The 12,323-nt window shown below is 56.1% G+C and carries 13 protein-coding genes and 1 tRNA gene; 4 read left to right on the top strand and 10 right to left on the bottom strand.

The genetic code is table 11. The features are described from left to right. Positions 1 to 10: 10 nt before the first annotated feature. Complete coding sequence (locus PFY00_RS02355) at positions 11 to 754, bottom strand: amino acid ABC transporter ATP-binding protein (protein WP_271430905.1); 744 nt, start codon at positions 752 to 754, stop codon at positions 11 to 13. A gap of 112 nt (positions 755 to 866) precedes the next feature. Between PFY00_RS02355 and PFY00_RS02350 the strand changes: the two genes are divergently transcribed. Together PFY00_RS02350 and PFY00_RS02345 are read left to right on the top strand one after the other, a co-directional pair. Further along, positions 867 to 1,640, top strand: coding sequence for a transporter substrate-binding domain-containing protein (locus PFY00_RS02350; protein WP_271430904.1), 774 nt, complete (start codon positions 867 to 869; stop codon positions 1,638 to 1,640). An 83-nt stretch (positions 1,641 to 1,723) separates the two neighbouring features. Further along, positions 1,724 to 3,085 carry an MATE family efflux transporter gene (locus PFY00_RS02345; RefSeq protein WP_271431444.1) on the top strand — a complete coding sequence of 454 codons (1,362 nt, stop codon included), beginning with the start codon at positions 1,724 to 1,726 and terminating at the stop codon, positions 3,083 to 3,085. 12 nt (positions 3,086 to 3,097) lie between these two features. Here the strand turns inward: PFY00_RS02345 and PFY00_RS02340 are convergent, their stop codons facing one another. The 3 genes from PFY00_RS02340 to PFY00_RS02330 all read right to left on the bottom strand — a co-directional run bounded on the left by PFY00_RS02340 (position 3,098) and on the right by PFY00_RS02330 (position 5,531). Then, positions 3,098 to 3,757 (bottom strand): hypothetical protein, encoded by a 660-nt coding sequence (locus tag PFY00_RS02340; RefSeq protein WP_271430903.1) that lies wholly within the window; start codon positions 3,755 to 3,757, stop codon positions 3,098 to 3,100. A 3-nt stretch (positions 3,758 to 3,760) separates the two neighbouring features. Further along, entirely contained in the window at positions 3,761 to 5,161 is a 1,401-nt protein-coding gene (locus tag PFY00_RS02335; protein ID WP_271430902.1) for a selenium-binding protein SBP56-related protein, read from the bottom strand. Between the two features lie 223 nt (positions 5,162 to 5,384). After that, entirely contained in the window at positions 5,385 to 5,531 is a 147-nt protein-coding gene (locus PFY00_RS02330; protein WP_271431463.1) for a hypothetical protein, read from the bottom strand. On the opposite strand from PFY00_RS02330, the gene PFY00_RS02325 reads away from it, so the two are divergent. Beyond that, a complete protein-coding gene (locus tag PFY00_RS02325) occupies positions 5,504 to 6,724 on the top strand; it encodes an NAD(P)/FAD-dependent oxidoreductase (RefSeq protein ID WP_271430901.1) in 1,221 nt (406 codons plus the stop codon). The two genes, PFY00_RS02330 and PFY00_RS02325, sit on opposite strands and share 28 nt — an antisense overlap. 103 nt (positions 6,725 to 6,827) lie before the next feature. On the opposite strand, the gene PFY00_RS02320 is transcribed toward PFY00_RS02325, so the two are convergent. The 5 genes from PFY00_RS02320 to PFY00_RS02300 form a co-directional block, all read right to left on the bottom strand. Continuing rightward, a tRNA-Pro gene (locus PFY00_RS02320) sits at positions 6,828 to 6,904 on the bottom strand. A 44-nt stretch (positions 6,905 to 6,948) separates the two neighbouring features. Then, positions 6,949 to 7,914: a DMT family transporter gene (locus tag PFY00_RS02315; RefSeq protein ID WP_271430900.1), complete on the bottom strand. Its 966-nt coding sequence runs from the start codon at positions 7,912 to 7,914 to the stop codon at positions 6,949 to 6,951. A gap of 49 nt (positions 7,915 to 7,963) precedes the next feature. After that, on the bottom strand, positions 7,964 to 8,329 hold the full coding sequence (locus PFY00_RS02310; protein WP_271430899.1) for a hypothetical protein: 366 nt from the start codon (positions 8,327 to 8,329) through the stop codon (positions 7,964 to 7,966). Between the two features lie 68 nt (positions 8,330 to 8,397). Then, positions 8,398 to 9,504, bottom strand: a complete 1,107-nt coding sequence (gene leuB / locus PFY00_RS02305) for a 3-isopropylmalate dehydrogenase (RefSeq protein ID WP_271430898.1) — start codon at positions 9,502 to 9,504, stop codon at positions 8,398 to 8,400. A 60-nt stretch (positions 9,505 to 9,564) separates the two neighbouring features. Further along, a complete protein-coding gene (locus PFY00_RS02300) occupies positions 9,565 to 10,458 on the bottom strand; it encodes a LysR family transcriptional regulator (protein ID WP_271430897.1) in 894 nt (297 codons plus the stop codon). A gap of 91 nt (positions 10,459 to 10,549) precedes the next feature. On the opposite strand from PFY00_RS02300, the gene PFY00_RS02295 reads away from it, so the two are divergent. Continuing rightward, positions 10,550 to 11,470, top strand: a complete 921-nt coding sequence (locus PFY00_RS02295) for a Rossmann-fold NAD(P)-binding domain-containing protein (protein WP_271430896.1) — start codon at positions 10,550 to 10,552, stop codon at positions 11,468 to 11,470. On the opposite strand, the gene PFY00_RS02290 is transcribed toward PFY00_RS02295, so the two are convergent. Continuing rightward, positions 11,391 to 12,227, bottom strand: coding sequence for an endonuclease/exonuclease/phosphatase family protein (locus PFY00_RS02290; protein ID WP_271430895.1), 837 nt, complete (start codon positions 12,225 to 12,227; stop codon positions 11,391 to 11,393). The two genes, PFY00_RS02295 and PFY00_RS02290, sit on opposite strands and share 80 nt — an antisense overlap. Between the last annotated feature and the right edge of the window lie 96 nt (positions 12,228 to 12,323).

The following is a 12,323-nucleotide window of genomic DNA, read 5'->3' as shown; positions in this document are numbered from 1 at the left end:
ATGCAGGCCTTCAGTGGTGCAGGATTTGCGAAAGGAACGTGCGGCAGCGTTCGGATTTTGGCGCATCAAAGAACACGTCCGGCGTGCCGGTTTCAACAATGGCCCCATGATCCATAAAGATCATCCGGTCCGCCGCCTTGCGTGCAAAGCCCATTTCATGCGTGACCACGATCATCGTCATTCCGTCATTGGCCAGATCTAGGATCACGTCCAGAACCTCGGCGATCATTTCAGGATCAAGCGCCGACGTCGGTTCATCGAACAGCATGATTTTCGGCTCCATACAGAGCGAACGCGCAATAGCGACCCTTTGCTGCTGACCACCCGAGAGTTCCTTGGGTCTCTTGTGCGCTTGATCCGGGATTTGCACGCGTTCAAGGTAGGCCATGGCCTTTTGCTCGGCGTCCTTTTGCGACAAGCCGCGCGCCTTCGTCGGCCCAAGCGTCAGGTTCTGAAGAATTGTCAGGTGAGGGAATAGGTTAAACTGTTGAAAGACCATCCCGACTTCGGCCCTGACCTTTGCAACCGATGCAGCGTCCCGCATTTCCAGACCATCTACACGGATTGTTCCGGAATCGTGCGTTTCAAGTGAGTTAACGCAGCGGATCAACGTTGATTTCCCGGACCCGGACGGGCCGCAGACGACAATTCTTTCGCCATGCTCAACTTGCAAGTCAATGTCCCTCAGCGCATGGTAGTCCCCGAACCACTTATTGAGCGCGCTGATTTCGATGGCAGGACCGCTTTGCGACATGGCTTTTCCCCGATGACCGAGGATCAGTATGACTTGCCCGCTCAGAAATCTACATAGCAAAAACACACGAACGCTCAGAACTATTCCAACTGACACCAACATAGGTAAATCGATGAAACTTCTGAAATCTTTGGTCGCTGCTGCAGCCGTGACCCTGTCACTGGCAGTCCCGGCATCCGCACAGTCGGCCCTGAACGAAATTCTCAATGGCGGCGTTCTGAAAGTCGGCACCACCGGCGACTGGAATCCGATGTCCGTACGCGACCCGGCGACAAATTCGTACAAAGGGTACGATATCGACGTCATGACCGAACTGGCAAAAGATCTGGGCGTCGAACTGGAAATGGTTCCGACAGACTGGAAAACACTTGTGAACGGTGTTGTGGCCGGGAACTACCACATGACCGGTTCAGCCTCGATCAGCGCTGCCCGCCTCAAGGCGGCAGGCTATTCCCAAAGCTACATCGACGTGGAAATCCTGCCCTTTACAATGGCAGAGAACGAAGGCCGTTTTGATGGCTGGGACGCAATCAATGCTGCAGACGTTAAGGTCGCAACAACGCTTGGCACCAGCTTTGAGAAATTTGTGCGCGACTGGTTCCCTAATGCAGAAATCATCGTGGTCGAAGCGCCCGCACGTGGATACCAAGAGGTTCTGTCAGGACGCGCCGATGTCTTTGTAACCTCCAACATCGAAGGCTCGACCCTTCTCGAGAAGTTCCCGAACCTGCGTCAGATCGGCGTCGAAGCACCACGTGCCCCAACACCGATTGCGATGCTGCTTCCTCAGGCAGATCAGGTCTGGATCAACTACGTCAACAGCTGGATCACGCTCAAAAAGAAACAGGGCTTTTTTGACCGCACCGCCGCAAAGTGGGGCCTGTAAAGGCCGCCCGACGAACACATGATCAGCCCCGGAGCCACACAGGCCCCGGGGCTATTTTTTGACCCCCCTATTCTGGCAGCTCAATTATCGAACACGATCTGACCCAAGGCCCGATCAAAGGCCATTTCCGGACGCTCGCAATTCCAGCAGCGTTGGGAATGCTTTTCAGCACGCTCTACAATGTGGTCGACACATTCTATGCCGGATACCTCGGAACGCAGGCCCAGGCCGGCATGAGCGTCGGGTTTCAGGCCTTTTTCGTTCTGGTCGCGGTTGGATTTGGGCTCGGCTCTGCCATGAGCGCACTCATCGGCAATGCCAATGGCCGCAAGGATCGCGACGAAGCCAGACACTTGGCAGCGCAGGGATTGAGCTACGCCGTCCTCGCGACCGCCACAATGATGGGGTTGGCTCTGATCATAGGCCCCACTCTGATCGCCTTGGTGTCAGAGCCGGGCGCCTATCGCGACGCAGGACAGGTCTATTTCAACTGGATGGTGCTGTCGCTACCGGGCTTTATTCTCGGATATGGCGGGAACGGCATTCTGCAAGCGCGTGGCGATACAGTGTCGATGCAGCGTGCGCTTCTGGTGGCTTTGATCGTGAATATCGGCCTGACACCCTTGCTAACGTTCGGAATACCCGGCGTGATCCCGGGGATTGGGTTTGGCGGCATCGCTCTGGCCACGGTTATCAGTCAAACCGGGGTGGCCTTGTTCATCCTCTCCCGCGTCTTTGGGCGCAATTTCATGGAGGGGCTGCGCGTCGCTGACTTTGTGCCGCAACTGGTCAGACAGGCGACCATTGCCCGCCAAGCCGTCCCTTCCAGCTTCGCCCTGCTGATCACGTTCGCCAGCGGCTTCATCGTTCAATTCGCGCTCAAATCCTACGGGCCCGAAGCGCTCGCGGCTTACGGAATTGCCTTGAGAATGGAACAGCTGTTCCTGCTGCCAGCCCTTGGCATAACCATCGCTTTGACACCAATTGCCGCGCAAAACTTTGGTGCCGAGCATTTTGACCGGGTCAAGGAAGCCTTTTGGCGATGCTGCATGCTGGGCGGGACCACCGCGGCGGTCGCATTTCCATTCCTGTGGTTCGGCGGGGGGTGGGCAACCAGCCTGTTTTCGGACGACCCCGCGGTGATTGCGGACGGTGCATTGTTTCTCAAGGTCGAGGCCGTGATCCTGCCGCTATACGTCATGCTGTTTGCGATCAATTCATTCTTGCAGGCCGTCAAATACGCCGTCTGGACGATGTGGATCGGGTTCTACCGACAGGTCATCGCAATCGCCTTCTTCATTTGGCTGCTGACTTCGGTCTTTGACTTTGGAATAGCAGGCGTCCGTTTCGCGATTGCCCTTGGCGTGGCGAGTGGATTGGTTCTGTCAGCGCTTGTCGCGCGGCATGTTGCCAGAAAAACGATCGGGTCGCTCTTTGCCAAATAGGCGCTTGGCGCACTAGTGCAAAAACAAGAGCGACAAAACACCAACCAGAACAAGGCTGAGGGCCCAGACCACATCGAGGTTGAACCAGCTCTTCGACAGAAACTTCAGCCCAAGCCAATGGTAAACACCAACGGCGACCAGCCCGCCCGACACAGTCATCGCAAGCGTGTGGGCCAATGCCACAACAACCGCGATCCCTGCGTTGCCCGCCATAAGGCTATCGGCTGCTGCATGACCTGCGTCCGTCTCTATCGTTCGACAAATGCCAAGATAGATCGGGACCAACATCAATCCGGCCCCATGCGCCATTGCAGCCAAAAAGGACCACAGGGCCAGCTTGGTCGGAGGCACCCGCGCAAGGAAACGGGGATGCCGACGATTGATCAACAGGTAGATGCCCAGCGCAATGACCAGACAAGCGGCACCTATCTGAATTTCGCGCTGCCATTCGGCCAGAAACAACAAGGCAGAAAATGGAAAAAGGATCGCAGCCATCGCGATCAAATGCCCAATCGCCAAAGCGCCCAGCGCTTTGTAGAGGCTTCCGCGTTTTCGGTCCATCAGGGCCGCCGACACCGCAAGGGGCCAACCCATTCCCGGATTGACCCCGTGATAGATGCCAGAGGCAACAACGGCCCACCAAAGGGCCGTCGCCGAATTCACTGCTTCCATGCGTCAGACGGAAGGATAGCAGAAACTGTCTGTGGAGCAGTCGCCACCTTCCAGTCGGATCTGGTGGCTGCGATAGCCATCCGGGAAGTCCACCCAGAAGTTTTCATCCAGAGTCAGCCCACCGTTTTCTCCGACGTTTGCCATGACCATCGCCGCGCCCCGCTCACCCGGATAGAACTGATCGTCCCATGTGGAATAGAGCGAGTTGGTCCAATAGACCCGCTTGCCGTCACGGCTGATCTCAACCATCTGCGGCCCATATCCAAAAGTTTTGCCGTTGGGGTGCGGGGTCTTTTTAACGATGCCACCGATTTCAACCTTGCCCGCGAGGACGGGGTTCATCGGATCGGACACGTCATACTGGTGCATTTCGCCCAGCCCCCAGCACGCCACGTAGAGGTATTTGTCATCCAGTGACAAATCGATGTCCGTAACCAGTGGAGGACAAGCACCAAAGCCTTTCAGCAGCTCGGGCAAGTCATCCGCATCCGCTGGAACAGGATCGATTGTGATCGTCTTCTTCGCTTCGAATGTGCCGTCGTCTTTCTGCCACCACGTAAAGATCGCGCCTTGCAGGTTGGTGGTATCCACCACGACGCCGCAGAAACCATAGTCCTTGGACGGGTCATGCGCGGGGCGGATTTCAAGCGCCATCTGGTGATTGGCCCCCAGATCGATTGTCTGGACGTTCTTGCGTTCCCGCAGGTTCCAGAAGTGGATTTTGTGCCCATATTTATTGGACAGCAAATCTTCGGGCACGATGCCGTTTTCAAACTGCGGCGGCAGGCCCCATTCACTGCTGACCATGTAGTCACGCGGCAGGTTCCACCAAAAGTCATAGTGCTTGGTCTGCTCGCCGCGATCCATTTCATAGCGGCCAAGGATCTCGAACGTCTCGCAATCCATGATGAAGATTCCCGGAGGTCCGTCTGTGCCGTCTTCGCCGCCACCACCGAGTGTGGAAACATAGATGCCTTCCGGACCACAATGGATTGTATGCGGACGGGAATATCCTGTTTTCGAGAACACCTCTTCCGGCTCGATGATCTTGTGGATCTTCGCCTTAAGCGGTTCTTTCACGTCAATGACGTAAATCCGAGAAGATCGGATTCCGGGAATGATCAGGTAGCGGCGCTCCAGAAAGGCATGACCGGTCAGAGGAGACAGCGCTGATGAGCAGGCGTTCCATCCAAAATGATGAAACTCATCACCTGTGTTTGGCATGATCACCTGATGAACAATCTGACTGTAAGTTTCCGAATTCGGATCGACATCAACAATCGCCAGACCATCGGGTTGCGAGCCATCGGGGCTCAGCATCAATGTGAATGCCAAATTCTCGGCCGGCGCTTCCATCGCAAGTTTAGGCGTTGCGTGGAACGTTGGATCGGGACGTAAGTTCATAATAGCTCCTCCCATGGAACAGTTTTCTTAAAACGGTATTCTTTTTGCGATACTGTCCTGAGGCTTGCACAGGTTTCCGATTCCGGCAAATTCTTTCTGGTGTGTCAAAAACACTGACTGCAACCAGACCGTGATCCAGACAGAACGAGGGTTAGCTGGGGCTATTCAATGCTAAACGCACCACAAATTAAAATTGGATCAAGCTCCGGTAACTCGCGTACGATCAGATAAGAAAATCGGGGAGAGGCAGATGACGAGAGAGATAGACCCCCTTGCCGTCGATTTTGGCGGGCAGCATGGTTGCCAATCCGCGTTCACAACGAAGCCGGGAAAGGTCATTTGATGCGCGCTGCATTTCCGTCATCTCCATCACAAGCCTCCTACGACGTGGTTATTGTCGGCGGCGCCATCATGGGTTCATCCACCGCATGGTTTCTGGCCAACAATCCCGATTTCGACGGCTCTATTCTGGTGGTCGAGCGCGACCCGAGTTATGAGTTCACCTCGACCGCGCACACCAATTCATGCATGCGGCAGCAGTTCAGCAACCCGTTGAATGTGCGGATCTCCCAATTCGCTGCCGAGTTCGTCAAAAACATGCGTGCGTTCATGGGTGGCGATCCCCGCGTTCCAGAACTGGAAATACAGGACTATGGCTACCTGTATCTCGCGGACACCTCTGCCTTTGCCGATGTGCTACGCAGCAATCAAAAAATTCAGGTTGAGGCCGGAACAGCCACCCGATTGATGACGCCCGAGGACATCCGCGCCGAATACCCGTTCTACAATCTCGATGACATTCTTCTTGGGTCCATCAATACAAACGACGAAGGTTATTTTGACGGCGGCGCTGTTTTCGATTGGTTCCGGCGCAGTGCCCGCGAAAAGGGTGCTGAATACATCGCAAACGAAGTTGCTTCCATGACACGCGCCCGGAATGGTAGCAGCGTTCAGAGCGTAACACTGAAATCAGGTGAGGTTATTGCCTGTGGCACATTGGTGAATGCCTCTGGGCCCCGTGCAGCCCGAACAGCCGCAATGGCAGGCATCGATATCCCCGTGGAGCCACGCAAAAGGTTCACTTGGATCTTCACTGCGGAACAGCCACTGAATCAGGAACTGCCCCTGACGATTGATCCATCTGGTGTTCATTTTCGACAGGATGGTCCGCAAACCTATCTTGCGGGTAGCAAAGGCGATCCCGACCCCGCCGTGAACTATGACGATTTCCAAATGGATCACGGCCTGTGGGAAAGCCATGTCTGGCCGATCATCGCCACCCGGATTCCTCAGTTCGAGGCAATCAAGGTGGTGACAGAGTGGGCGGGGCACTATGCCTTCAACACACTCGACCAGAACGCCATCGTCGGACCACACCCCGAAGTGGAGAATTTTATTTTCCAGAATGGTTTTTCCGGACACGGATTGCAGCAATCGCCAGCCATGGGGCGCGGCGTGGCAGAATTGTTGGTCTACGGCAACTACCGGTCATTGGACCTTTCACCGTTCGGCTTTGACCGAATTTTGGGCGATGCGCCTTTGGTCGAAAAAGCCGTAATTTAGGCGTTCGTTTCTGAAACCGGCGAACAGGGTGCTGCACAATGCGCGGAGGTCGCAAAAACACGCTTTGGAAACGTCGCTTCTGCATTGGTGTTTGGGTGAATATTGGTCGGAGTGAGAGGATTCGAACCTCCGGCCCCTGCCTCCCGAAGACAGTGCTCTACCAGGCTGAGCTACACTCCGACCGTCGCCGCGGAATTAGACCACGACCCTTGCTTTTTCAAGGCTCAATCGTCCTTGTGTTCCCGTCGCACCGCGCGCCGCAGGAACTGGCTAACCCTTGGAACTGTCCCGGTTTCAAACCGCGAGCGAGAGCGCAGAACCGGGGTGTTTTCCGACGCGCTTGGGCCGCCTTCGCGCAGGACGATGTAAATGCCCGATGCAATGATTATGCCCGCACCAACGGCAGTCCATGAATCGGGATATTCGTCAAAGAACAACGCCCCATAGAGCGCAGCCCAAAGGATTTGCGAATACTGCATGGGGGCCACGACCACCGCTTCACCAGCTTTGTAGGCCGAGATCACAAGCGACGACGCAATAAAAGCCATGATCGACATAAGAGCGATCCCACCCATATGCATCGCCGGCATGGGTTGGTAGGTGAATGGCATCAAGGCACCCATCAAACAAAAGTTCGCCAACATCGGGTACAGCAGAAGAACCACGCTGCGTTCATCCTTGCCGATCTTGCGTACGATAATGGATGCCAACGCCCCGCCAAAGGCGGCGATCAGAGCCGCCAAATGGCCAAGGCCCAGTTCTGTCGTGCCGGGGCGCAGAACAACCATAACGCCCAGCAGACCAACGATAACAGCAGCCCAACGGCGCAGACGCACGGTTTCGCCCAAAACCGGAATCGCGAGTATTGTGATCAGCAAGGGCGCCGCAAAGATGATGGCGTAGACTTGGGCCAAAGGCAGCGTCGAGAATGCGTAGAATGCCGAGACCCCGGTTGCGACAGCAGCAACCGTCCGCAGCAAGGTCCACCATGGATGGACCGGGCGCAAATGTCCCGGCTTGCTGTCGCGGATCAACATGATCGTCACCAGCGGAAAACCAAAAAGCACACTGAAGAAAACGATCTGAAAGGCGCTGTAATCAGCCCCCAGCACTTTGACGATCACGTCATGGGTCGAGAAGATTCCGAAGGCCAATAGCGCCAACAAAGCGCCTTTTGCGTTGGGTCCCATGACATATCCTGTTGATCTTTTGTCAGGTTCTAGGAGGCGCTGGCCAATGTCAGACACATGGGCCTTTTTGCCAGTCTTTATTCTCGGTTCTGTAACACTTTTGCAAAGATTCGGTTTCGGTCACGACCCAGCCGCCTTCCTCGCGTTCACGCAACACATAGCGGATGCGACTTCCGGCGACGGAATCGTCGGCAAACCCGGTTTCGGTGATGATTACGGTCATGAAGTCCTGCTTGTCGTAGGTCATCTCGACCGAGATGTGCGGCAAGCCTTCTTCAAGAAAATAAAATTCCGCAATTGCGCTGCGGCCAATGCTGCGCGGATCGTCGAAAACGTCACCGACGAGGATCTGACCATCGGCAAGGGCGGAAAACGGCAACACCGTCGCCAGAGCTAAGACTGAAAATTTAAACATTCGGAATATTCCTTTTGAAGAATACCCCGAATGTTAGGCAGTCAAATCAGCCGAGTCGAGCGCCGTGATCAGACCGACGCTTCCAGTGCTGCGACAATCGCATCGCCCATTTCGGACGTGTTGACCGGCGTTACACCCTCTTCGCCAGCCAGATCGGCGGTGCGCAGACCCTGTGCAAGAACGGTTTCAACGGCTTGCTCCAGACGATCAGCCTCGGCCCCTTGGTCAAAGCTGTAGCGCAGCGCCATGGCAAAGCTAAGGATACAGGCAATCGGATTGGCTTTGCCCTGACCTGCGATGTCCGGCGCAGAGCCATGGACCGGTTCATAGAGCGCTTTGGGGCGACCATTGGCCATTGGAGCGCCAAGCGACGCGGAAGGCAACATGCCAAGGCTACCGGTCAACATGGCAGCCGTATCAGACAGGATGTCCCCAAACAGGTTGTCACAAACAATCACGTCGAACTGCTTGGGCCAGCGGCAAAGCTGCATTGCACCTGCATCGGCATACATGTGCGACAGTTCCACATCGCTGTACTCGGCCTGATGAACTTCGGTCACCACATCGCGCCACAGAATGCCCGACTCCATCACGTTGGCCTTTTCCATCGAGCAGACCTTGTTGCCGCGACGGCGCGCCAGTTCAAAGGCTGCCTTGGCCACGCGGGCAATCTCGGACTCGGTATAGCGCTGGGTGTTGATGCCAACACGTTCGTTGCCTTCTTCGATAATGCCACGCGGCTCACCGAAATAGATGCCCGACGTCAGTTCGCGCACAATCATGATATCCAGACCGGCAACGACGTCTTTCTTGAGTGACGAAAAATCAGCCAAAGCATCAAAGCATTGCGCAGGACGCAGGTTGGCGAACAGGTCCATTTCCTTGCGAAGACGCAGCAAGCCCCGTTCCGGCTTCACGCTGAAGTCCAGATCGTCGTACTTGGGGCCGCCAACCGCGCCCAGCAGAACGGCGTCGACCTCTTGGGCCTTCGCCATTGTGTCATCATGCAGCGGCGTGCCATGCTTGTCATAGGCCGCACCGCCAACAAGATCTTCGCTAACGTCAAAAGCCATGTCCCGCTTGGCACCGTACCAGTCGATGATCTTGCGAACTTCGGCCATGACTTCGGGGCCGATCCCGTCACCGGGCAGAATGAGAAGCGAAGGGTTGGTCATGGGCGCAGTCCTCTTGCGGAAATTCGTTGCGCCTTGCGGTAAACAAGCCTGCCGGAATGGTCAAGAAAGGTGCGCGCGCATCCCATCGGCCAAAGCATCCCAAACACGGCGCACACGCGGCGTTGCGCGCACGGCTTCATGCGCGGCCAACCAGACTGGAAGACTGGGAATAGGCACTTCCGGAAAGAGCCGTTCCAGAGAGGGATCACTTTCGCCAAGGCTGGTCTGAGCAAATCCGATACCGCATCCTGCACGGATCAACTCAAAATAAACGGCATGATGATCGCACCGCGTTCCGAACCAATCCCGCTGTGCTTCAATCCCGAAATCCCGCATCCCACGCAACAACCGGTCCGAACGGTCGTATCCGACCAGATCGCGCTGAAACATCTCGCCAAAGTTTCGAGGCCGTCCTTTTCGATCGAGGTAAGCCTTAGCAGCGAAGATCCCCAATTCCAGCTCGCCAAGATGAGCGGTTACAATATCCAACTGCTCGGATCGATACATACGCACCGCGATATCCGCCTCGCGGTAGAGTAGATTTTCAGATTCGTCCGAGGGAACCAGCTCAATCTGGATGTCCGGCTCTTCGGCACGCAAACGGGCGATTATGGGCGGCAGATGATGGTGGGCCGTGGCAACACTGGCCGTGATACGCACAGGCCCAGATAGATGATCCGCACGGCCCGCAGCCACGAGCCCCAGCGCGTTCATATTGTCCGCCATCGCCCGTGCGTGCGGAACCAATGCCGCGCCAGCCTCGGTCAGGGCCAACCCGCGTGGCCGCCTGTTGAACAGCGAAAGGTTAAGCGTTTCCTCAATCTGGCGCACCTGACGGCCCGCAGTGGGCTGGGTAATCCCCAATTGGCGGGCCGCTTCGGACAAGGATCCACTTTCGGCGACAGCAAGGAATGTCTGGATCAACGACCAGTCAAGTTTATCGGCTTTATCCATTCACAAATGAATACATGATCTGCGAATTTGAGCAATTCCCAAATATTTTCGCATGCCGATAATGGACCGCGGATATGAAAGGAAGCTCGTTATGCAAACTGTATTGATCCTCGGCGCCAGCGGGCGTTTCGGTCGAAACGCGGCAGAAGCCTTCTGGAATGCAGGGTGGCATGTACGTCTGTTCGACCGCGCATCAGACGACTTAATAGAATCTGCCCAAGGAGCAGACGTTATCGTAAATGCATGGAATCCAGCCTATCCGGATTGGAAAAGCACTCTGCCCAATTTGACTGGCAAAGTGATTGCCGCTGCGCAAAACAGCGGGGCGACTGTGATCATTCCTGGCAATGTGTATGTCTATGGGTCCGGCGACGACAGCCGTTTTGCCCAAGACACTCCGCACGCGGCCACCAATCCGCTGGGCAAATTACGGATCGAGATGGAGCAAAGCTATCGCGATGCAGGTATCCCAACGATCATTCTTCGGTCAGGTAATTTCCTCGATACCGAGGAATCGGGAAACTGGTTTGATATGATGATCGCCCCACCGCTGAAAAAAGGAGTGTTGCGGTATCCCGGCGCAACCAACGTTCCGCATGCTTGGGCGTTTTTGCCTGATCTGGCCCGCGCCGCAGTTGCGCTGGCAGAAGTCAGGCACGACCTGCCTCGCTTCGCGGATGTGCCTTACACCGGTTACACCCTGACAGGCGAACAGCTGGCTGCTCTTTGCGCGCTGGCAATGCGGCAGGAGGTGAAAATCACCACGATGAGCTGGTGGCCCCTGTATCTGGCACGTCCCTTTTGGCGTTTGGCAGCCCCGCTTTTGGAAATGCGTTACCTCTGGAACAAGGCGCATTGGCTGGATGGCGCGTCTTTTCAGCGACTGATCCCCAACTTCTTTGAAACGCCAGTCCAAGATGCGGTCGAGCAGGCTATTGCCCCGGTTTTGCGTGGTACGCCAGATCAGCCCAAACCAAACCGTGAGGGCCCGCCCCCTCTTCCGGCGGAATAACACCCGCGGCAATCACCCGAAACTCTGTGGTGGGCAAAACGTAGCTGACGCGCATCTTGCCCACCTTGTCCCATTCGACAGTGGGTAGTCCCGGCAGTGGATCGCGCAGCCTTTGATTCTGTAGTAAATCTCGTACAGCATCGCGTATCCCGTCACCGCGGGTCGGATCGAGGTTCAGGTTTCCCAAGACGACCGCCGCACCGTCTATCGGTTCACCGAATGTCCCACCGAGCACATGATGCCAAAGCAAAACTTCGTCCCTGTTGCGGCGTCCGTTCCTGTCTTCGGGACCATCAAAAACCGGGGGTGTTGCGCCAACCGTTAGCAAAGTGAATTCCCCCAGTGGCGCGGCGATCTCAACTGCCCAATGCGCCGTAGAAGACAAACGCTGCACGTCGCGCCCCGTGTCCTCTGAACGCATCGCCGTATTGGGTGAGTCTTGCCAGAGAGTGTCTGAATAGTCGGCACGCAAACGAATGGGCCACCGTGACAGGATTGCCTGACCCCCTTGGCCGGAAAACCAGCCGTAGCCCTGCGCGTCACGGGGACCGCCCAGAAACCCGTCTTTGTCGAGATCCAACCCGGTGGGCAATCCAGAGTTGGGCCGCTTCGAAAACACATGCGGGTATGGGAACGCCATTGAATCGTTCAAAGCAGCGAGCGCAGCCTGCCCGGCATCAAAATCAATGTCGGTCAACAAGAGCACGTCTGCCGCCGCCGCATTCAGCAACTCAACACCCGGAACGTCATCGCGCATTATATCCCGAAGCAAGAGGCCCGGCCCCTTACGACTGAAATCCCCGGCCCAAGTGGCGACCCGGATCTGTTGGGTTGTCTCAGAAAAGGCTGCAGA

The sequence above is a fragment of the Thalassococcus lentus genome, assembly GCF_028023555.1.
Taxonomy (GTDB): domain Bacteria; phylum Pseudomonadota; class Alphaproteobacteria; order Rhodobacterales; family Rhodobacteraceae; genus Thalassococcus_A; species Thalassococcus_A lentus.
This window is presented reverse-complemented; position numbering and strand designations above follow the sequence as displayed.

Excerpts from the sequence above, each read along its gene's own strand:
- PFY00_RS02355 (WP_271430905.1), bottom strand. The coding sequence starts at position 754 with ATGTCGCAAAGCGGTCCTGCCATCGAAATCAGCGCGCTCAATAAGTGG.
- PFY00_RS02350 (WP_271430904.1), top strand. The coding sequence starts at position 867 with ATGAAACTTCTGAAATCTTTGGTCGCTGCTGCAGCCGTGACCCTGTCA.
- PFY00_RS02340 (WP_271430903.1), bottom strand. The coding sequence starts at position 3,757 with ATGGAAGCAGTGAATTCGGCGACGGCCCTTTGGTGGGCCGTTGTTGCC.
- PFY00_RS02335 (WP_271430902.1), bottom strand. The coding sequence starts at position 5,161 with ATGAACTTACGTCCCGATCCAACGTTCCACGCAACGCCTAAACTTGCG.
- PFY00_RS02325 (WP_271430901.1), top strand. The coding sequence starts at position 5,504 with ATGCGCGCTGCATTTCCGTCATCTCCATCACAAGCCTCCTACGACGTG.
- PFY00_RS02330 (WP_271431463.1), bottom strand. The coding sequence starts at position 5,531 with ATGGAGATGACGGAAATGCAGCGCGCATCAAATGACCTTTCCCGGCTT.
- PFY00_RS02315 (WP_271430900.1), bottom strand. The coding sequence starts at position 7,914 with ATGGGACCCAACGCAAAAGGCGCTTTGTTGGCGCTATTGGCCTTCGGA.
- PFY00_RS02310 (WP_271430899.1), bottom strand. The coding sequence starts at position 8,329 with ATGTTTAAATTTTCAGTCTTAGCTCTGGCGACGGTGTTGCCGTTTTCC.
- leuB (WP_271430898.1), bottom strand. The coding sequence starts at position 9,504 with ATGACCAACCCTTCGCTTCTCATTCTGCCCGGTGACGGGATCGGCCCC.
- PFY00_RS02300 (WP_271430897.1), bottom strand. The coding sequence starts at position 10,458 with ATGGATAAAGCCGATAAACTTGACTGGTCGTTGATCCAGACATTCCTT.
- PFY00_RS02295 (WP_271430896.1), top strand. The coding sequence starts at position 10,550 with ATGCAAACTGTATTGATCCTCGGCGCCAGCGGGCGTTTCGGTCGAAAC.
- PFY00_RS02290 (WP_271430895.1), bottom strand. The coding sequence starts at position 12,227 with ATGCGCGATGACGTTCCGGGTGTTGAGTTGCTGAATGCGGCGGCGGCA.